We start from the raw sequence: 20775 nt of genomic DNA on the forward strand, positions 1-20775 counted from the left end.
CACTCTCAAACCGATAGCTGCTTTAAGATTGCTCCATTTAGCTCCTGTCGAACTGCCGCTAATAGCCCGGTATGCAATTGGCCCGGTACACTGGTAAGGGTATCGCTTCCAGGCTGACAAGAACGCTAGAGCACGCCAGTCAACGGATTTAAGAGGCCAAGCCAATGATTGAAATGAGAGTCGCCGGGATTGCCCTAGATGCGATGTCGCGAACTCCGGTAATTTTGCTCAGGGACACCACCGATCGCCGCCAGGTACCCATCTACATCAGCAAAGAGCAGGCCAACTCCATCATCGCGGTGCTCGAAAACCAGCCTGCCCCCCGTCCCCTCACCCACGACCTGTTTGTCAACCTGCTCGACGAGTGGGATATGACCCTAGAGCGCGTCGTCATCCACTCCCTGCAAGACAACACCTACTTTGCCCTGCTCACGCTCTCCAAGGGCGAAATTCGCCGTGAGCTAGACTCTCGCCCCAGCGACGCGATCGCGATCGCCCTGCGCCTCGACGCCCCCATCTGGGTGATGGAAGAAGTCGTCGCCGAGGCCTCCATCCCCGTCGATACCGACGCCGATGAGGCCGAGAAGAAAGCGTTTCAGGCCTTTTTGGCCAATATCAACCCCTCCGACTTCACCCACCGGGGCAAGTCTTCCACTAGCAACGACACGCTGGAAAGTTCTGACTCCTAAGGCCCTGATCTCCTTGAGCAGGCGTGAGTTTTGAGGTCTTAGTTTTGAGTTTTGAATTGACTCCAGAACTCAAAATTCAAAATTCAGAACTTAATTGAGGGATCGTTTCTTTCCCATGCACTACCGCCGCTTTGGCCGCACCAATTTATTCCTCTCAGTGCTGTCCCTCGGCACCATGCGCGCCCTCAGTTCTGAGGAGGTCTTCCGCGACACGCTGACCGCCGGGCTGGCCCTGGGCATCAACCATATCGAAACTGCCCAGGGCTACGGCACCAGCGAGCGCTGGCTGGGAACTTTTCTCAAAACGGCAGCGGTGCCAGACAACCTCGTCATCACCACCAAAATTACGCCTCAGCCCGATGCCGCCACCATGGCCCAGCGCCTTGAGGAATCCCTAGAGCGGCTGGGCCACATTCACTGCCTCGCCATCCACGGCCTCAACACCCCCGAGCACCTGGCCTGGGTGAGCGATCCCCAGGGCTGCATGGCGGCGGTGCGGCAATTCCAGGCTGAGGGCAAGATTGGCCACGTGGGGTTTTCGACCCACGGCAGTCGGGAGGTGATCGCGGGGGCGATCGCCACCGACCAGTTCGATTTTGTCAACCTGCACTACTACTATTTCTTCCAGCGCCACGCCCCTATCCTCGACCTGGCGACCGAGCGAGACATGGGCATCTTTATCATTTCTCCCGGCGACAAGGGCGGCATGCTCTACACCCCGCCCACCCGGCTTGAAGAACTCTGCGCGCCGTTTACCCCGCTGGAGTTGACCTATCGCTGGCTGCTGGCCGACCCGCGCATCACCACCCTCAGCACTGGCCCCGCTATTCCCGCCGAACTCGCCGTGCTAGAAAGCGTGGGCGATCGCACCCAGCCCCTCACCGCCGCAGAACTTGCCGCCCTGGAACGGCTTTCGGCGCAGGAATTTACTGCTTTGGGGAGCGATCGCTGTGCCCAGTGCTACGACTGCCTGCCCTGCCCCGAAGCCATCAATATTCCAGAAGTGCTGCGGCTCAGAAATCTGGCGGTGGCCTACGACATGCAGCCCTTTAGCACCTACCGCTACCGCATGTTTGAGAACGCAGGCCACTGGTTCCCTGGCCGCAAAGCCAATCGCTGCACCGACTGCGGCGACTGCTTGCCCCGCTGCCCCGAAAACCTGGATATTCCCACCCTGCTGCGCGACGCTCACGATCGCCTGCAAGGCCCTACCCGCCGCCGCCTCTGGGGCGACTAGATATAGTGCAGCCATTGACCGCTATAGCCTCTGGGCAAAAAATGGCCTGGATTAAGAGGCACAAGGCCTGAGCAAACCACAGGCAGTAGAGCGTCGGTTGCTATACTAACGGAGTGGCATTTTTGGCATCATCACCCAGGGAATTATTGCTGGGAGGGAGCGGTCAGTTTAGACCCTCAATGTTCCTACCGCCGAGAAAATGCCTACCCTATAGCCAGGGCATTCACCCCCAGCCATTCACCCAGAGCCAAAAATACCGTGGAAGAACAAAAGCAACCCTCCGAAGTCATCACTCTTCTGTCTAGCCGCGAGCTAGAGAAAATGCGCAAAGCCTGCCAGCTCGCGGCCAAGCTGCTCGACTACCTGACGCCCTACGTTAAGCCCGGCGTCAGCACCCAAGAGCTCAACGATCTGGCCGAAGCTTGGACCCAAAAGCACGGCGCTAAAAGCGCTCCTTTAGGTTACGCCGGTACGGTAATGCCCTTCCCCCGCTCGATCTGTACCAGCATCAACGAAGTCATTTGCCACGGCATTCCCAACGGCGAAGATGTGCTGCGCGACGGCGACATCATTAATATCGATGTCACCCCCATTCTTGACGGCTACCACGGCGACACCAGCCGCACCTTCTTTGTAGGGGAGCCTGCCCCCCTGGTTCGTCGCCTAGTCGAAGTCACCGAAGAAGCTATGTGGCGCGGCATTCGTGCCGTCAAGCCCGGTGCGCGGGTAGGCGACATTGGCGCTGCCATTCAAGAATATGCCGAGGGCGAAGGTTTCTCGGTGGTACGCGACTTTGTGGGTCACGGTGTCCACCGCATTTTCCACGCCGCACCGCAAATTCCCCACTACGGCGAACAGGGCAAGGGTAAAAAGCTGCGCCCCGGCATGGTCTTCACCATCGAGCCGATGATTAATATTGGCAGCTACGAGGCTGAAGTGCTCGTTGACGGCTGGACAGCCATTACCGTCGATCGCTCCCTCTCGGCCCAGTTTGAGCACACCGTTGTGGTGACCAAAGACGGGGTAGAGGTGCTGACGCTTTCCCCTGCTAAGGTGCTGGCCTAGCGATCGCAGCCCCTACAACTCTGAAAATAACCGATGACCCATCTAGCCATCGGTTATTTTGTATTGCCTTCAACCGTAAGTTGAACAATTGAGTCAAGGGCAGCTTGAATGCGCTGCCAACCGGCGGGTGAGCTAAAGTCGATACCCATAAACGTGCTGCTAGACTTGGTTCGCAACATCAAATAGACTACTCCCGCCACCAAAACAGCGCTAATTGCTGGAATATCTTTGTCTGGGGGAAACGAGCCTTTGACCTCAAGAAAATTTAGGCTGTCTAGGGCAAATTTGTCGCGTACATTGGCCAGTTCACGGGTTAATTCATTGCCTTCTAGCAATTCCCACCGCAGAATTTCTTGGGTCATGGGGCGCTCTTGCAAATTGTCTGAAAATCGTGACAGCAGATAGGCCATCCAGTCGGCTAGGGTTTCAGCATTGACCGCAGACGCATCGCCAACCAATTCGTCCACCGTTGGCCAGTAGTCACGTTCCTGGGCAAAACACTGGAGCAAGCGCGGTAGCCCCTCGAAATAGCGGTAAATCAAGACTTTATCGACTCCGGCCTCGCGAGCGATCGCATTCACCCCCAAGCTCTTAAAGCCAGATTCAGCCAAGAGTCTGCCGACGGCGGCCAAAATGCGGGCCTTGGTTTCTTCTTTGTCGCGCACCATCATGTCCTCTCTCAGTGGCCTCTTGCTGGCTTGTCACCACCCAGTGACCATGATACCGTGTCACTGGGCGGTGACTTAAATCGATCATCCTCTGACTGAGAGCAGACTATGCAAAAACTTCTGTTTGATCTTGAGGTTTATACCTATCAAATTGACTTCGCTGGTCACGTGAATAACTCTGTCTATATTCACTGGATGGAAATTGGTCGCCTCAAGCTGCTAGAGGCCATTGGCATGCCAATTCACGAAGTGCTCAAACAGGGGATTGCGCCAATTTTAGTTGAAACCAATATTGCTTATAAGTTGCCGCTGTATTTGGGCGATCGCGTCCAGGCCCAGATGTGGCTGTCTGAGCTACGCCATGTCTCAGCGGTCATGCAGTTTCGGTTTTACAATAGCAACCAGGTGCTAGCTGCTGAGGGCGTACAAAAGGGTCTATTTGTCGATGCTAAAACCATGCGCCCCATGCGCCTCGCCGCTGACGTGAAAGCCTCTTTCTCGTCCTATCTAAACGTCGCCGCTGAAGCCTAATTTTTGTGGATTGAATTGCTCCATTTAGCCACGGAAAACTGCGCTTGCGCGGCCTGACATATCCACGATGTTTTTTTCAAGCAGCTTGTTGACGGTGCCAGCGATCGCGCCTACTCGACCGGGTGCATAAAGGTTGAGTAAGTCAGCAGGATTCCCAGGTCATAGAGCATCGTCTAGGAAAGGTCTACAGCCTGTGCCCCTACTCAGACTCCGAAGGCCAGGCAGCGTCGATGTCGCTGAGCACAGTATCTAAATCTTGGCCATCGACGTAGTCAACAATGCCTGACCAAAATGCGCCCGTGCCGATCGCCCCCGGCATCAGATCAGCACCGTCGAAGCGTAGCACATCGGCATTTTGCAAAATCTCGGCCTGCTTGCGGGTGAGGTCGTCGGGGTAGGCATCGAGGCTCACCTGCTGATGCGGTGAGATGTAGCTGCCCAACCCGGCCCAGATCGTGTGAGGTTCGGGGGTGGCTAGGTAGGCCATCAGGGCCCGCACCGCTGGTGTGTCATTAAATACGCCAAAAACAATGCCGCCCATAATCACCGCATCGCCCTGGGCGGGATCGATCGGCGGCAGCGGAAACACGCTGAGATTGACGCCGGGTTCGATGGTTTCGGGCAAAAATTCGACAATAAAGCTGGCCTGGTGGTGCAGGTAGCAGCCCGGCGGGTTAGCAAATAGGGGCAGCGGAGCTTCTCCAAAGGGGGTGCTGAGAATGCCGGTGGTGCCGCCCAGCACCGCGTCGGGGTTGAGGGCGATCGCCCCAAAGCCTTCAAACGCCGCCTTTACCTGAGGGTCGGCAAAGGGAATCTCGTGGCTCACCCACTGGTCGTAGACCTCTGGCCCCGCCTGGCGCAGCAGAATATCTTCGACCCAGTCGGTACCCACCCAGCCGGTGGCCTGGCCGCTTTCCATGCCCATGCACCAGGGTTTGCTGCCGTCAGCAATCATGCGATCGCTCAGCGCTTCCAGCTCGGCCCAGGTGGTGGGCACGGTGTAGCCCTTGGCCTCAAAGGCCTCCGGGTTGTACCACACCAGACTTTTCACATCGGCCCGCATCCAGAGACCGTAGACATCGTCCGCTACACTGACCAGATTTAGCAGGTACTCGTCGTAGGCGTCGGTCAGGGTGGTGCGATCGATAAAGTCGGTGAGGGGCACCATCTGACCAGCCTCAGCAAAATCCATCATCAGCCCCGGCTGGGGGAACAGGGCTATATCCGGCGGGTTGCCCGAATCGACCCGCACTGGCACCAGGGTAGTAAAGGCGTCGCTGCCCTCATAGACGATTTCAATCCCGGTGGCGGCGGTAAAGGGGGCCATGGCGGCCCGCATCTTGTCTTCGCCCACGCCGGTCAGGGTGCCCAGAATGGTGATGGTATCGCCGGATTGAACTTCTGTAGTTTGGGGAGCGTTTGACTGCGGCCTACAGCCAACCACGACAACGCTGAAGATGAGCGTAAGCCCGACGAACTGGGGAAGTTTTTTCATGGTGGTGGCCTGACTCAGTTGGCGTGTATGGCCTTAACCTTAGGTCAGGTTACGCTACTGTGCCAGCCCTGCGAAAAGAATCCTTATTCCCCACAGACTACGCGGTTGCGTCCGGTCTGCTTGGCTTGGTAAAGCGCCCGGTCGGCGATGTTGATCAGACGCTGGGGCGACAGGTTGGCGGTGGGAATCTGACAAGCTACCCCGACGCTGACGGTGACATAGACCGTCTCGGTTGCCGTTTCAAAATTCACGATGTTGAGGTTGCCGATGCTGCGGCGCAGGGTTTCGGCAATGGCGAGCGCCCCCGCCAGGTCGGTATGGGGCAAGACGACAGCAAACTCTTCACCCCCGTAGCGGGCGACTAGGTCGGTGGGGCGATTGACCACCTGCTGGCTGGTTTGGGCAACGGTGGTCAGGCAGACATCTCCAGCCGGGTGCCCGTGGCGATCGTTGAATTGTTTGAAATGGTCTACGTCAAACATGATCAGTGAGAGGGGTGATTGGCTGCGGCTCAGGCGCTTCCATTCCTGCCGGAGAACGACATCAAAATGGCGGCGGTTGGCGATTTTAGTGAGGGCGTCTTGGCGGTTCAGTTCGTTGAGGCGTTGATTAGCCCGCGCTAGGGCGTGGTTGGTGTCGGCCAGCCGTTCAGCTTGGCACTGCAATGTCGCCAATAGGCTGGCCTGCTGCACGGCGATCGCCAACTGATCGGCCACCTGCCCCAGCAGCTCGACTTCTCCTGCACTCCACTGGCGATGGTCGCGGCACGTCTGAGCGATTAAAAACCCCCAGAGATGGCTTTCTTCTTCACCGCGCGACTGTAGCACCGGGGCAATGATGGCCGACTTAGCTGCGATCGCCCGCATCCAGGGACTGAGGCAGAGATCGGCATCTTGGCAGTCTAGGTTGGTGACAGTGCTCACGGTGCCCTGACTGTAGTGTTGATAGCAGGTTGACCGTAGCCCTGGATCGTGCCACTGGTGGGTGGCGATGGCCATGGGGCAATCGGCTTGAGTCGTAACCTGAATCACCTCGCCGCCATGACCTGAGGTGAACTGAAAAATCAGGGTGCGATCGACGTGCAGATGCCGCTGCACCTCATCCGTGGCGGTGGCTAAAATGTCTTGCAGATCAAGGGTTTGGCGAACGCGCTGGGTAATTTGCCAGAGCGTGTGATCTTGCTCGGCCTTGCGCTGGAGGGCGAGTTCTGCCTCCTTGCGATCGCTCAGGTCTTGCACCAGCGCAAAATAGCCTTTCACTGCCCCCTCAGTGTCGTAGTCAGGCACCAGGGTGGCCTGCACGTAGCGCGTCCCCGCCAGGGCATAGTGGAGGGTTGCTTCGTAGACCACCTTTTCGCCCGACAAAACTCGGTCGATATTGGGCTTAGCCTTTTCGTAAGCCGCCGTGCCAATCACTGTCTCTAGAGAGCGACCATAGAGATCCTCTGGCTTGATGCCAAACCACTCCTGATACGTGACATTGACGTATTGATAGCAGAGATTTTTGTCTACGTAGGAAACGCAAGCGGGCATCGAATCTACTATCTGCTGCAACAGATGCAGCTGAGCATAGACTTGAATCTGCCTATTCACGGTCTCCTCGTGCCGCCATGCCGTCGGGGAGAGGTGCAACTCCGATGACTCTGGAGTAATCTCGTTCCAAAAGCGGGGAGACTGCCGTTTACCTCTAGGCACCTTTGCCATAGAGAAAACCCTCTGGTGGTGAAGTGAGCAGAACAAGTGCCAGAGTCGAATTATTCCCCGCTCAGCGTTGTTCTTAGCTAAGGTAACAAAAGCCACGCCTAAACGTGACCCACCCAAAGGGTTAACTTATTGCCTCCTCAGTGTGGGGATCGAACAGATGTAAAACAGCGGTGTTTACGGCGAGTTCAACCCTGTCACCTAGGGTCAGAGTCGATCGGCGATCGACCCTAGCGGTGCAGTTCTGCACGTTGCCTAACGTGAGGTAGACAATCACCTCATGGCCCATGCTTTCGGTGTGGGTAACGGTGCCCTTGAGGGGAGCGGTGACCATGCCGGGGGGCAGGTAGCGGCGATCGTGAATGTCTTCGGGGCGCAGGCCGCAGATCACCCGCTGACCGACGTAGCGCTGGTACTGAGCCGAGGTTGTCGGCGGTAGAGGCAAGCTTAGAGCATCGGATCTGAACCAAAGCTGCTCCGCCATTTCGACCAGCACTCCATCAAAGAAATTCATTGCGGGGCTGCCAATAAACCCAGCCACGAACTTGTTTTTAGGCTGGCTGTAGACTGCCTGGGGGGTGTCGATCTGTTGCAAAACACCCTGGTTCAAGATGGCAATCCGGGTGCCCATGGTCATAGCCTCGACCTGGTCGTGGGTGACATAGACGAACGTGCTCTCCAGCTCACGGTGCAGGCGGCTGATCTCGGTGCGGGCCTGCACACGCAGTTGGGCATCTAGATTGGAGAGGGGTTCATCCATCAAAAACACCGCCGGGTTGCGAACGATCGCCCGACACACCGCCACCCGCTGCCGCTGCCCCCCCGAGAGTTCCCTGGGCTTGCGGTGGAGCAAAGATTCTAGCCCCATCTGCTGGGCCGCCCGCTGCACTCGCTGCTGAATGTCGCCCCTGCCCAAACCCTGAAGCTCTAGGCTAAAGGCCATGTTGTCGTACACCGTCATGTGAGGGTACAGCGCGTAGGACTGAAACACCATGGCAATGTTGCGATCGCGGCTCGCCAGCTCATTCACCCGGCGATCGCCGATGTAGATATCCCCCGTAGTCACGTCGTCTAGCCCCGCCAGCAGCCGCAGAGTAGTCGTTTTGCCGCAGCCTGACGGGCCAACAAAGACCAGAAACTCGCGATCGCCAATCTCAATGTCTAAATCGCGCAGGGCAACGAACTCGCCGTAGCGCTTGGTAACAGACTTGAAGGTGACCGAGGCCATAGGGGTTGCCGTAGGTAACAAAACAGTTAGGGTGAGTTCTTAATTTTGAATTTTGAACTTTGAATTGACCGGAGAGCCCAAAACTAAGAACTCAAAACTTAAACATGCCTCTACCCCTTCACCGACCCCGCTAACAGCCCTCGCACAAAGTACCGCTGAAGGGCAAAAAACACCAGCAGCGGCACGGTCATGGTGACAAACGCCCCGGCGGTGAGCAGGTGCCAGTCTTGGCCCCGCGACCCGACCAGGTTTGTCAGAGTAATGGTCAGAGGCGCGACGGTGGGGGTACCGCCCAAAAACACCAGCGCCACCAGCAGATCATTCCACACCCAGAGAAATTGGAAGACGGCAAAGGAGGCGATCGCAGGCATCGACAGCGGCACCACGACCCGCGTAAAAATTTTCAGGTGTGTCGCCCCATCCACCGCCGCCGCTTCGATCAAATCCCTCGGCAGTGCCCGAATGTAATTGCACAGCAGGTAAATGCCTAGGGGCAAACTGTAGCCCGTGTGGGCCAGCCACACTCCAGCAAAGGTGCCCGTCAGGCCCAAATCACCATAGGTTCGCAGCAGCGGAATAAACGTCATCTGCAAGGGCACCACCAGCAGCGCCACGATCGCCAAAAACAGCCACTGGCGACCGGAAAACTCCATCCAGGCCAGGGCGTAGGCGGCAAAGGCGGCGATCGCGATCGGCATCACCGTCGCCGGAATCGCAACGGTAAAGCTGTTCAGCAACGCCTGCCCCATGCCCGCCGCGCCCAACACCGCGCGGTAGTTCTCCAGGCTGTACTGCGTAAACTCGAACGGGTGCTGAAATACCGTCCACCAGCCGGTGGCGAGTACGTCAGCTGGGGGGCGGATGGAGCTGATCAGCAGGCCCAGGCTGGGGAGGGTCCACAGGAAGGAGAGGGTGACGAGGGCGAGGTGGATGGGGGTGCGGGTGAGCCAGGGGGGCATGGGGTGGGGGGGTGGGGGAGTGAGGCTGCAAGTTTTGGATGGGCGATTTTGGGTTTTGGGAATGGGGATTAACGGCTAGGTTCCTGGTGGCGGAATTCGCGGATGTTGACGACCATGATGGGGATGACGGCGAGCAGCAGCATGACGGCGATCGCACTGCCCCGACCGTAGTGGCGAAAGCTAAACATCTCCTTAAACATGCGGCTGGCGATCACCTCGGTGCCCAGGTTGCCCGCCGTCATCACGTAGACAATGTCGAACACTTTGAGCACCAGCAGCACGGTGGTGGTTGAGACTACCAGAATGGTGGAGCGAATCATGGGCACAACAATGCGCCAAAAAATCTGTACCTCATTGGCCCCATCGATGCGGGCGGCTTCGATCATCTCCTGGGGAATGCCTTTCACCGCCGCCGAGAGCAGCACCATACAAAAGCCCGTTTGCAGCCAAATCATAATGGCGATCAGGGCAAAGTTATTGAGCGATCGCTCCACCAGCCAGCCCACTGGCTCAAAGCCCAGACTGGTGATCACTCCGTTGAGCAAGCCAATCTGGGCCGTCCCCGCCGGGCGAAAGGCGTAGATAAATTTCCAAATTACGCTGGCCCCAACGAAGGAGATCGCCATGGGCAGAAAGATCAGCGTTTTGGCCAGTGGCTCGTAGCGCACTCGGTCGGCCAGCACCGCGATCAGTAGCCCTAGGCTGACACTGACCCCCGTTACCCCCACCAGCCAGAAAATGTTGTTGCGAAAGGCCTCGCCCATACCTGGGTCAGCAAAGAGCGCGATGTAGTTACTGAAACCGACAAAGGACTGCGATCGCGCATCCAGCAAACTAACGTAAACCGTTAACGTGGTCGGGATCACCAGGTAGGCCGCCAGCAGCAACAGCGCCGGGGCCAGATAAATCCAGGGCAGAAGGCGACTTTTGAGCCGCCCCGATGCAAAACGCTCCACTAAGGCGTTTGCTCCATAAAACAGAGCGATTACCCCACCGCTACCGACCACAATGGCCAGCACCGCCATCCCTATCTTTGAGAAAACGACCATAGATTTGCGGTTAGCTGTCAGCCAGTCTTAACGTTACCTTGCCCTAGGCTCAGCCGCTTCCAGTTCGTAGCCGCAGTACCAATGCCCCATTCTGCACTACCTTCAGCGCTCTTGATGTTTAGGGGCAGGAATCCTAGAAATGCTCCAGTGCGCCATTGGGTTGAAATGCCCGATACCACTCGGGAATAACGCTATGCTGGGGCTGATTTACCTTAGGCAGGGCAATGGCGCGGCAGCGAGCATTTTCGGGCACCCCGTGGGAAGAGCAAGTCGGCTATTGCCGGGCGCTGCGGGTGGGCCAGCAGATTTTTGTCTCCGGCACCGCCCCCAGCGATGGCCAGGGGGGTACCTTTGCCCCCGGTGATGCCTATGCTCAAACCAAGCGCTGCTTTGAGATCATCCAGCAGGCCTTAGCAGAACTGGATGCCGACCTCAGCGACGTGGTGCGCACCCGCATCTACATCACCGACATGGGCCGTTGGAAAGAGGTCGCCCAAGCCCACTACGAGCTGTTTGCCGACCATCCGCCGGCCAACACCACCGTCGAAATTCCGGCCCTGATGAACCCCGACATGCTGGTCGAAATCGAGGTCGAGGCCCTGTGCGAAGCAGCCCCATCCCAGCCACCACCGGTCAGTCAACCCCAGAGGATGATTTTGGGCCGCCCGATTCAACGATCTGGCCTGCCGCCGACTACCGGATCAAATCTGGACGAAGGCTGTCTTGACTAGACTTCTAATCGTCGTAGGCAACGGGAATGCGCTCCTGTTTGGCGGCGGTTACCAGGCGATCGTAGTCGCGCTCAGTTTGGTCGGCGTAGGCTTCAGCAAAGGAAACTAGGGCATCGGCTAACGCATCACCTTTGCCGATGTAGCCCGCTAGCATGGCGGCATCGCCCGACTTAGCGTGGGCCAGAGCCAACGCCCAGCCGCAGAGAGTGCAGTAGTCGGGCAGCCTCGACACCTGAAACTTGTCGGGTTCGAGCTTAAAGCCGCCTTTCATGTCGCGCAGTTGGCGAATGTAGTAGTGGGTGTCGTTGTGGCTACCCCAGCCCAAAAAAATATCGGGAGACCCCTGAATCAACTTCTGCCCAATCACCACCCGACGCCCCTGGTGGTCGTCGGGCAATCGATGGGCACATCGCGCCGAAGAGTAGGAGGCCAGCGCTGAGGGCTGGGCTTCTTTGACCTGCAAGAACAGTGGATCGCTGGCGTCCTTGCCCTCTAAATAAAGCACCCAGCAACGGGTGCCCACACTGCCCACTCCCACGACCTTACGGGCCACATCCAACAGCCGGTAGCGCGACAGCAAAAAGCGGCGATCGCCGCTCAGAGACTGCAAATAGTCTTGCAGCAGCGTCTCCACCGCAGATACTACCGTGGGGCCATCGCTTAACGTCTCGGCCCGCACCACCAGCGGCGGTGACTCAATAATGTGGTGGCGATCGTCCACTAGGTTGGTCATTTCGTCGAGCACTTGCAGGTGGTTGCGATCGCGCGCCTTATCTAAAACTCGCTGGGCATACTTCTCAGCGCTGTCGGGCAGTTTGTCGAGCAGCTCGGCATCGGTAATGTTGTCGTACCACAGCTCAAGGTAAGGCAGGTCAGCGTAGATGGCCAAGTGCTGACGGTAGGATGCGATCGCCGCTCGCACCGAGTTTTGGCAAAGGGGGCGATCGCCCCCCAGATACCGCCCCGCCACCACAATGCTGGCCACCAAGCGCTTCAGATCCCACTCCCAGGGGCCGGGGTAGGTTTCGTCAAAGTCGTTGATGGCAAAGACCAGGTTGCGCTCAGCCGAGGCAAACACGCCAAAGTTAGACACATGCATGTCACCACAGGCCTGCACTTCAATGCCGGTGGTGGGCGCGGGGGCAATGTCGGCCATCATCACCGCCGCCGAGCCCCGCAAAAAGGCAAAGGGCGATGCCAGCATGCGCCCATAGCGCAGCGGCACCAGGGATTGCACGCGCGTTGTCGCCTCGGCCTGGAGCAAGTCTACCGGGTCAGGGCGATTGGCCAGGGGATGATACTCGCCCAGGTCAGAGCGCTTTACCTGCTGCCGCAAAACCTTGCCCGCCGCGATGCGATCGGCCACCGACTGAGGCATGTCGATATCAGTGACTAGACTAGAGGCCGGTTTGTCAGCAGCAACCATAGCAATCCAGACCAGAGACGGCAGCGTAGCTAAGCTTGACCAATAGGTACATCGACAGCGGTTTGAAAGGCATCCCAGGTGAGAATATCTTGCAGCAGCGCCCGGTAGCCGCCCACATTAGGGTGCAGGCCATCCACAGAAATTAGCGGTTGCCACCAGGCTTCACCCCGGCCCATCCACAGGTTGAGCACATCCAAATAGGGAATATTGTGGCTGGTGCAGGCTAGACGGGTGACTTCGCGGTAGCGCCACTGGTCGCTGTGGGTGTAATACAGCACCTCTGAGAAAGGCATGGCCTGCTCGTTGACCGGCGTCATGCCCACAAACAGCACCGGGCACAGCCGCCGCGCCTGGTTCAGGAGAGATTCGATGTGCTCCTGAAACTCGTCAAGGTCGGTGCGGTTGCGGCCTAGGATGTTGCCCACCCGCGCCGAGTCGTTGAGGCCCACCGACAGCACCAGCAGATCGGGCACCCGGTTACGCAGCTCACCCCGGTTGCGAAACTCATGCTCAAGGCGCTGTTTCACCTGGCTGACCCCATCCCCCCGCACCCCGAGATTGTAAAAAACTGCCCCCTCACGGCCTGGGGCCATGGTCAAGCGGCGCAGGCGCTCAACCCAACCACCCCCCTCTGGGTCGCCAAAACCATACACCAGACTATCGCCCAGCACTAGCACCTTTTGGGGATGGGGCTGTTTGAGAATGATTCCTGGAGTAGGGGCGGGATGGGAGGCCAGCATAGAGTAATTAACGTAGGGAATGGGCCGAACCAATCAAACTGGACTATGGAGGGATTTGTTTTAAATTGTTTACATATTACCCTTTGAGGTGCCCAGTGCTAAAAGCAAAGCTTTACGGGACTGACAAAAAAGCGCAATTCGCGTAGCGTTCGGGGACCGACTCGAAACGAGTATCCGTTCCGGAATCGCCCAAGCTTGAAACTCACTGCTTTGCCTTAGGCTTGTAGATGGCCACAATGGCCGCGCCCCAAAAGACCTTGGCCCCCATGAACAGACCTATGGAGTACGGTGCAGCACATGGTAACGAACCGATCGCCAAAAGCTGGCTCGCTCGCTGGTGGGAAGAGCTTAGCCCTATAGCGCAGTCAGCCCTAGTGCTGCTGGCCACGCCGCTGCTTGTTCTCAACGTCTGGGCGGTAGCAGTTATCTTTGGCTACTTCCGTTCAATTTTAGTCACCGTGCTGATCGCGGGTCTGCTGGCGTTTTTGCTCAGCTACCCCATGGGTCGCCTCGAAACCCTCGGCCTCAAGCGTGGCTTGGCCTCAACCCTGGTGCTGGTGCTGGCCCTGGTCGGGTTTTCGGGCCTGGCCATTGTGGTGTTGCCCTTTGTCATCGACCAGGGCCAGCAGCTAGTGATGCGACTGCCCGACTGGTTTGACTCCGGCAAAACCCAGCTCATGGTGCTCGACGGCAAGATGGCTGAATGGGGCTGGCCGATCAACCTTGATGGACTGATTGCTCAGACCAGCGATCGCCTCAAGCGCGAGATCCAGTCCATCGCTGGGGAAGCCCTCAACCTCACCATCAACGTGGCGGTCTTTACCGCCAACAAGCTGCTCGATGTCGTGCTCACCGTGGTGCTCACCTTCTACCTGCTTCAGCATGGCGAAGAGGTGTGGGAAGGGGTGGTAGGACTACTGCCGACCCGCCTCCAGCAGCCGTTCTCAGAGACTCTGCGGCAGAGCTTTCGCAACTACTTTTTAGGCCAGTTCATCGTCGCTAGCTGCTTTGGCACCGCCCTGACGATTATTTTTGGTCTGCTAAATGTGCCCTTCGGGTCACTATTTGGCCTCACCGTGGGGCTGCTGGCGCTGGTGCCCTTTGGCGGCACCGTCGGTGTGATCATCGTTACCCTACTGGTGGCCCTGCGGGATATCAAAATTGCCATCCCCATGCTGATTTCTGCCGTGATTGTGCAGCAGCTAGTCGAAAACGGCATTGCCCCTAGGGTATTAGGCAGCGTCACCGGCTTGAACCCCTTCTGGGTCTTTATCGCCATTTTATCTGGGGCAAGGGTAGGAGGTCTGCTGGGGGTGATTGTGGCTGTCCCCGCCGCCGTGATTATCAAAGAGGCCTTGGTGGCGCTGCGTAATTCCCGTCAGATTGTTCCAGAGGCCGAAGCCACCGTTACCCCCGGCGCTAGCTCTCCCCCGGCCAAGGCGACCGTGCTACCCTAGAGCACACCTCGGCGGCCGTTGGGCATCACCGTAGACCAGTTGGTGCGAGCCGACGCCAGTTGGTCGGCAGAGATGAGCGCTCCCGTCAAGTCGGCTCCGCAGAGGTTGGCCCCCCGCAGGTTGGCGTTCGACAGACAGGCATGGGCGAGGTTGGCCCCCCGCAGATCGGCCCCCTCCAGATTGGCGTAGTGAAAGTAGGCCTTGACCAACTTGGCGTTGCGCAGGGTTGCTTTGCAGAGGTTGGCGCGGCCAAAGTTGGCGTTGCTCAGATCAGAGCCTTGAAAGTTGGCGTTGGGCAGCTTTGATTGATTGAAGTTAGCTTCGACAAGCAGGGTGCGCTGGAGGTCGAGATCCTTAAAGGTTTGCAGCGAAAAGTCGCGCCGACCTTTGGTGTACTTTTGCTTCACATCGTCCGAAGACAGTGCAGCAGCAGCGGGAGTAGCTTTTCGCGGGGTGGGCGAGCCGTTTTGAGTTGGCACCAGGGGAGCTATGCTCTTGGCCCCCGAATGCGATCGCTCCCGCCGAGCCCGAATCGCCGCCGCCATGCGAGACGACGGCGACCCCCCCCCTGAATTGCCGATCGCAGCATGGGGTGAAGAACCACTGACCGGCCCATAGCCGTTGCTATACCCGCTGGTGGCCGGCCCCAGGGAGGTTGGAAATGCCATGTTTTGCGCCAGGCTTTCCATATAGGGTTCGAGGTCTAGGTCGCGGTGGATGGCTTCCACACTTTGGTAGCGATGCTTGACCGAGATCTCTAACATCTTTTGCAGCACACCAGCGAAGTGGTCGCTAATGTGCACGTGCTCACGCCACAGCAGTTCCCCGTTGTTGGGGTCGTAGTTGAGGTCTTTGGGAGCCTTGGCCGATAGCAAGTAAAGGCAGGTTACCCCCAGGGCGTAGATGTCGCTGGCGTAAACGGGACGCATGGCCATCTGCTCGGGGGGCGCGTAGCCGGGGGTGCCAATGGCGTAGGCGGTGAGGGCCGTCTGGTCAGAGTTGGCCGCCTGAGCCGGATTGACCTTGTCTTTTACCGCCCCAAAGTCGATCAACACCAGTTTTTTATCCTGGTCACGCCGAATAATGTTCGCGGGTTTGATATCTCGGTGAATGACGTGGTTGTCGTGGACATACTGCACCATCGCCAGGATTTCGCTGAGGAACTGCTTCACCCCAGCCTCAGTGAAGGGGCCACCGCGCTTGACCTCCTGCTGTAGGGTGAGGCCATTGATATATTCCTGCACCAAAAAAAACTCTGTCCCGCTCTCAAAGTAGTCGAGTAGGCGGGGCAGTTGAGGATGGTTGCCGATCATCCCCAGGATCTTGGCTTCTCGCTTGAACAGATCACGCGCCATCTCCAGCACGTGGGGCGCTTCGGCGGAGGGGCGCAGCTGCTTGATGACGCAGGGGGGCTTGCCGGGCAGCAGCTCGTCGCGGGCCAGAAAGGTCGCCCCAAAGCCGCCGCGTCCCAGAGCCCGGATCATGCGGTAGCGGCCCCGCAGCAGGAGGTCGGCCCCGCACGTTTGACACTGGTTAACCGTGGGGGGATTCTTAGGCTTAGAACAATCAGGGTTGATGCAGTAGCTCATGCGGCCCAGAAGGGTGGGTATCTAGACGAGGCCCGAAGGTCACGGCAAGGGGTAGTTAACCAGCAGCGAGGCAATAACCGGGCAGCCCCAAGGCCGCGATCGCGGTGGTTGTGAGGGCCAACCCATTTCGGTAATGCCACATTACCCCAATTATTCCCTGTTTTAGAGAGGGGCTATAGCATTCATCTACAGGGATATATACTTCTGCCCAAAATCGCAGGGAAATGTAAAAACTCGATAAACCCCTAATCTCCATTCTCAATAGCAAGCCAGGTGTGCAGTAGAGCTTGGCGGCCCTTGGGTAGATGCAATGCCCGCAGGGTAGAATATTTGGGCAATAAACCACAGCCTTCTAGATTTTCTAACGGTCAAGACAGCCCCACCATGCGCATATCCCTCAACTGGCTCAATGAATACGTCAATGTCCAGCTTTCTGCCGAAGAGCTAGCCGAGGCCCTGACCATGGCTGGGTTTGAGGTCGAAGATATTGAAGATAGACGCACTTGGGCCGATGGCGTAGTGGTAGGTCGAGTGGTAGAGCGCACCCCGCACCCCGATGCCGATAAGCTCAGCGTCTGTCGGGTCGATATTGGCCAGGCCGATAGTTCAACTATAGTGTGCGGGGCTGCCAACGTGCGAGCCGATATCTACGTGGCGGTGGCTACTGTTGACACCTACCTGCCAGTGGTCGATTTGACCATCAAGCCCCGCAAGCTGCGCGGCGTGCCCTCGGCGGGCATGATCTGCTCCCTGGCGGAACTGGGCCTGGCGAAGGAGTCTGAAGGCATCCATATCTTTGCGGTTGACAGCCTGGAGCTGGGCCAAGACGTACGCCCCCTGCTTGGCCTAGACGACGTGATTCTCGATGTCACCTCGACCGCCAATCGGGCCGATGCCTTGAGCATGGTAGGCATCGCCCGCGAAGTGGCGGCGATTACGGGGGCTACGCTGCACTTGCCGGTCACCCAAGCGCCTGCGATACCGAAAAACGCTACGGCTCCGGGAATTGCCCTACCCGACGAGAAAGCCTGCCCGATCTACATCGGTACGGTTTTAGAGAACATTGCCCTCGGCCCTTCGCCCCAGTGGTTGCAGCAGCGGCTGGTGGCGGCGGGCACTCGCCCCATTAACAACGTGGTGGATGTCACGAACTACGTGCTGCTGGAGTGGGGGCAACCGCTGCACGCGTTTGATCGCGATCGCCTGCTGACCACCGGAGCCGCCCTCAACCTCGGCGTGCGCTACGCTCAGCCCGGCGAAACCCTGGTGACCTTGGATAGCCAGAAGCGCCAGCTTCAGCCCGAGACTCTATTAATTACCGCCAACGACCAGCCCGTGGCCCTGGCGGGGGTGATGGGCGGTGAGGATACTGAGGTTCACGACGGCACCCGAGCGGTCATGCTAGAGGCCGCCTTTTTTGACGCGGCGGCGATTCGCAAGTCGGCCCGCAGTCAGGGGTTGCGCACCGAGGCTTCGGCCCGCTACGAGCGCGGTGTGAACCCGGCGGAGCTGGGGCTAGCCTGCGATCGCGCTCTGCAACTCCTACAAGAGCTAGCCGGAGCCACCGTCGTTGCCCAGACCACTGGCACCACTTCCCTCGGGGCGGCCATTCCCGAGCGGGTGATTACCCTGCGGCTGAGCCGGGTAGCCCAACTGCTGGGCCAAGTCATCAACCTGGGCGACCAGCCCCAAGACCTGCCACCTGAAACCATTCAAAAGCTGCTAGAAACCCTGGGCTGCCAGGTAGCCCCGACGGATGATGCAGGCGTGTGGGCCGTGACGGTGCCCCCCTATCGTTACCGCGACCTGGAGCGCGAGGTGGACTTGATTGAAGAAGTGGCCCGCCTCTATGGCTACAACCACTTTGCCGACACCCTGCCCCACAAGGCGATCGGCGGCTTTTTATCGGTCGAGGCGGCCCTGCGCCGCAAGCTGCGGGAGACGTTTCGCGCGGCGGGGCTGACGGAGCTGCTGCACTACTCACTGACTAAGCCGATTAGCGATCGTCAGGTCACCCTGGCCAACCCCCTCTTCCCTGAATATTCGGCCCTGCGCCAAGATTTGGTGGACGGGCTGATCGACGCCTACGAATTTAATCTCAACCAGGGCAACGGCCCCCTCAACGGCTTTGAGATCGGCCATATCTTTTGGCAAGATGACGCCGGCATTCATGAGGCTGAGGCCGTGGGCGGCATTGTCGGCGGCGACGGGCGATCGAGCCAGTGGGTCACCAGCGGTCAAGATCGGCCCCTCACCTGGTACGAAGCCAAAGGCATTCTCGACGGCGTGTTTAATCGCTTGGGCCTAGCGGTTGATTACCGCGCCGACAGCACCGACCCGCGCTTTCACCCCGGTCGCACCGCGTCGCTGTGGGTGCGGGGACGGTTAGAGTTAGGCCGCTTTGGCCAGCTCCATCCCCAGCTGCGCCAGCAGCGGCAGCTCCCCGCCGAGGTGTATGTGTTTCAGCTCAACTGGTCGGCCCTAGAGACCTGCCTGGTGCCAGTGCTGCAAAAGTCGGTGAAGTTTGGGGTGTACTCGACGTTTCCGGTGAGCGATCGCGACCTAGCCTTCTACGCCCCCCTAGAGATCACCGTCGCCGACCTCACGACAACTATGACCAAAGCCGGGGGCAAATTGCTGGAGTCGGTCGCCCTGTTCGACGAATACCGAGGCGAAAGCGTTCCTCAAGGGCAGCGCAGCCTGGCCTTTCGTCTGGTCTACCGCTCCCCCGAGCAAACCCTCACCGATGAAACGGTAGACCCAGTTCACAAAAAGGTGCGCGCCGCTTTAGAAAAACAGTTTGGAGTGACCTTGCGGAGCTAGCCTCAGCCTGGGTAGGGCCGTTACGGAGGTTGCGATCGCAGCACTCGCCACAAAATTTGAGGCTGAAACAAGCTGGTGGGGGGTGCCATCATATTCATCACCCTGAGAAAGGCCGCTCCGATCAAGGGGTCACGGTGAGAGGCCCGGTTGACGCAGGTGACATAGGCATTGATCAACGTTGTGCCTGGAGATTTTTCACCCTGGGTTTCCGGATAGCGAAAGTCTTCGGCTACGGCGGTTTGCCACGGAATGTCGATCAGCTCAGCGGCACGCTTAAAAAATTTGCGCGCAATGTCTTGCAATGGGTCGCCCTGGTGATGCAGCAACCCATCTAGCGCCTCTGCCTGTAGCGCCGCCGTGGTCATGCCCTGGCCATAGAGCGGGTTAAAGCAGCACACTGCATCGCCCAGCACCAAATACCCTGCGGGAAAGCGTTTGAGCTGCTCATAGAGGCGGCGCAAGCTGGCGGCAAAGTTGTAGTTATAAACCGCCGAAAGCGGCTCACTGCGGCTGACAATGGCAGCAATATCTGGGGCTGGCAAGTTTTGAGAAAAGGAAAGAAAGCCTGCTGTATCAGTGGGCGCGAGGGCACCCTGGCGACCGCTGAGGGTAACAATCCAACGCTCGTCTTCGATGGGGAGCGCAACGCCGCCGCGCTTTTCCTGAGGCCCAGTGGGGGTAATAAAAATCCAGTCGCTGGGCTGGTGGGTGGCCGCTCGGCGGTAAATCTGGGTGGCATAGCTGGTGTGGCAGACCACCTTGCTTTCGGGCGGGGGGCTATAGCCGAGTTCTGTTAGCCACTGGGGCGATCGCGACCCGCGCCCGGTCGCATCCACAGTCAGATTAGCGTACTGGGTTTCAGGCTGAGCATCGGTGCCTGAACGAGTAAACTGTACCCCGACAACTCGCTTCCCCTGCTCGCTCGTCAGTAGCTGATGGACGCGACAGCCATCGAGCACGGTGACGTTGGGCAAAGCCACCACCTGCTGGCGAACCTGCCATTCTAAAAAGGGGCGGCTAGCGATGACGCAGTCTTGGCCAAATTCGAAGGGCAGGCGATAGCCGCCGTCGCAATACCAGCGCATGGTGCGCCCCATATCGGTAACCGTTGCCCCACCGCTGCGGAGAGCGTCTACCAAAGCCGGGAAATAGCTGGCCATGCTCTGCAAGCCACGGCCCAACAGCCCATGGAGATGATGGGCCTGGGGCTGCCCAGGGCGGGCTTCGGGCTGATCTCTCAGGCGATCGCGCTCAAAGAGGGTGACCTGGGCAACGTGGTCACTGAGCACCCGAGCCGTCAGCAACCCCGCCATGCTGCCGCCAATGACAATTGCATTTCGACCTAAGCGGTGCTCCATAGCAGTGCTCCAGAAGCGATCGCAGTTTTA

The 20775-nt window shown here is 58.6% G+C and carries 17 protein-coding genes; 7 read left to right on the forward strand and 10 right to left on the reverse strand.

Annotation, left to right across the window (positions count from 1 at the left end; genetic code table 11):
• Positions 1–164 precede the first annotated feature (164 nt).
• From H6G07_RS08935 to map, 3 genes are all read left to right on the forward strand, one after another.
• The gene (locus H6G07_RS08935) at positions 165–689 is read left to right on the forward strand and encodes a bifunctional nuclease family protein (protein WP_073610503.1); all 525 of its coding nucleotides are present in this window, start codon (positions 165–167) and stop codon (positions 687–689) included.
• Positions 690–804: 115 nt separating this feature from the next.
• Positions 805–1926 (forward strand): aldo/keto reductase, encoded by a 1122-nt coding sequence (locus tag H6G07_RS08940; RefSeq protein ID WP_073610502.1) that lies wholly within the window; start codon positions 805–807, stop codon positions 1924–1926.
• A gap of 258 nt (positions 1927–2184) precedes the next feature.
• Positions 2185–2991, forward strand: a complete 807-nt coding sequence (gene map, locus H6G07_RS08945; protein WP_073610501.1) for a type I methionyl aminopeptidase — start codon at positions 2185–2187, stop codon at positions 2989–2991.
• A gap of 53 nt (positions 2992–3044) precedes the next feature.
• On the opposite strand, the gene H6G07_RS08950 is transcribed toward map, so the two are convergent.
• Positions 3045–3659: a TetR/AcrR family transcriptional regulator gene (locus tag H6G07_RS08950; protein ID WP_073610556.1), complete on the reverse strand. Its 615-nt coding sequence runs from the start codon at positions 3657–3659 to the stop codon at positions 3045–3047.
• Between the two features lie 108 nt (positions 3660–3767).
• Here H6G07_RS08950 and H6G07_RS08955 point away from each other — a divergent pair, with 108 nt between their 5' ends.
• Positions 3768–4190 (forward strand): acyl-CoA thioesterase, encoded by a 423-nt coding sequence (locus H6G07_RS08955; RefSeq protein WP_073610500.1) that lies wholly within the window; start codon positions 3768–3770, stop codon positions 4188–4190.
• Between the two features lie 199 nt (positions 4191–4389).
• Here H6G07_RS08955 and H6G07_RS08960 read toward each other — a convergent pair whose 3' ends face one another.
• The 5 genes from H6G07_RS08960 to H6G07_RS08980 all read right to left on the reverse strand — a co-directional run bounded on the left by H6G07_RS08960 (position 4390) and on the right by H6G07_RS08980 (position 10621).
• Positions 4390–5685 carry an ABC transporter substrate-binding protein gene (locus tag H6G07_RS08960; protein ID WP_073610499.1) on the reverse strand — a complete coding sequence of 432 codons (1296 nt, stop codon included), beginning with the start codon at positions 5683–5685 and terminating at the stop codon, positions 4390–4392.
• Positions 5686–5768: 83 nt separating this feature from the next.
• The gene (locus H6G07_RS08965; protein WP_084173525.1) at positions 5769–7388 is read right to left on the reverse strand and encodes a sensor domain-containing diguanylate cyclase; all 1620 of its coding nucleotides are present in this window, start codon (positions 7386–7388) and stop codon (positions 5769–5771) included.
• Between the two features lie 121 nt (positions 7389–7509).
• Positions 7510–8613, reverse strand: coding sequence for an ABC transporter ATP-binding protein (locus H6G07_RS08970; protein WP_073610497.1), 1104 nt, complete (start codon positions 8611–8613; stop codon positions 7510–7512).
• A gap of 110 nt (positions 8614–8723) precedes the next feature.
• Positions 8724–9572, reverse strand: a complete 849-nt coding sequence (locus H6G07_RS08975; RefSeq protein ID WP_073610496.1) for a carbohydrate ABC transporter permease — start codon at positions 9570–9572, stop codon at positions 8724–8726.
• 68 nt (positions 9573–9640) lie between these two features.
• Positions 9641–10621, reverse strand: a complete 981-nt coding sequence (locus H6G07_RS08980) for a carbohydrate ABC transporter permease (RefSeq protein WP_073610495.1) — start codon at positions 10619–10621, stop codon at positions 9641–9643.
• Positions 10622–10845: 224 nt separating this feature from the next.
• Between H6G07_RS08980 and H6G07_RS08985 the strand changes: the two genes are divergently transcribed.
• Positions 10846–11352 carry a RidA family protein gene (locus H6G07_RS08985; protein ID WP_084173523.1) on the forward strand — a complete coding sequence of 169 codons (507 nt, stop codon included), beginning with the start codon at positions 10846–10848 and terminating at the stop codon, positions 11350–11352.
• Between the two features lie 4 nt (positions 11353–11356).
• Here the strand turns inward: H6G07_RS08985 and H6G07_RS08990 are convergent, their stop codons facing one another.
• Together H6G07_RS08990 and H6G07_RS08995 are read right to left on the reverse strand one after the other, a co-directional pair.
• On the reverse strand, positions 11357–12778 hold the full coding sequence (locus tag H6G07_RS08990) for a DUF2252 domain-containing protein (RefSeq protein WP_084173521.1): 1422 nt from the start codon (positions 12776–12778) through the stop codon (positions 11357–11359).
• 29 nt (positions 12779–12807) lie between these two features.
• The gene (locus H6G07_RS08995; RefSeq protein ID WP_073610494.1) at positions 12808–13518 is read right to left on the reverse strand and encodes a GDSL-type esterase/lipase family protein; all 711 of its coding nucleotides are present in this window, start codon (positions 13516–13518) and stop codon (positions 12808–12810) included.
• A 266-nt stretch (positions 13519–13784) separates the two neighbouring features.
• Between H6G07_RS08995 and H6G07_RS09000 the strand changes: the two genes are divergently transcribed.
• The gene (locus H6G07_RS09000) at positions 13785–14975 is read left to right on the forward strand and encodes an AI-2E family transporter (RefSeq protein ID WP_242026696.1); all 1191 of its coding nucleotides are present in this window, start codon (positions 13785–13787) and stop codon (positions 14973–14975) included.
• On the opposite strand, the gene H6G07_RS09005 is transcribed toward H6G07_RS09000, so the two are convergent.
• Complete coding sequence (locus H6G07_RS09005) at positions 14972–16564, reverse strand: serine/threonine-protein kinase (protein WP_073610493.1); 1593 nt, start codon at positions 16562–16564, stop codon at positions 14972–14974. The genes H6G07_RS09000 and H6G07_RS09005 overlap by 4 nt on opposite strands.
• A gap of 384 nt (positions 16565–16948) precedes the next feature.
• Here H6G07_RS09005 and pheT point away from each other — a divergent pair, with 384 nt between their 5' ends.
• Entirely contained in the window at positions 16949–19387 is a 2439-nt protein-coding gene (pheT, locus tag H6G07_RS09010; RefSeq protein WP_073610492.1) for a phenylalanine--tRNA ligase subunit beta, read from the forward strand.
• A gap of 20 nt (positions 19388–19407) precedes the next feature.
• Here the strand turns inward: pheT and H6G07_RS09015 are convergent, their stop codons facing one another.
• Positions 19408–20745: an NAD(P)/FAD-dependent oxidoreductase gene (locus H6G07_RS09015; protein ID WP_073610491.1), complete on the reverse strand. Its 1338-nt coding sequence runs from the start codon at positions 20743–20745 to the stop codon at positions 19408–19410.
• Positions 20746–20775 lie beyond the last annotated feature (30 nt).

The organism is Phormidium tenue FACHB-1052, assembly GCF_014696675.1.
GTDB lineage: Bacteria > Cyanobacteriota > Cyanobacteriia > Phormidesmidales > Phormidesmidaceae > Nodosilinea > Nodosilinea tenuis_A.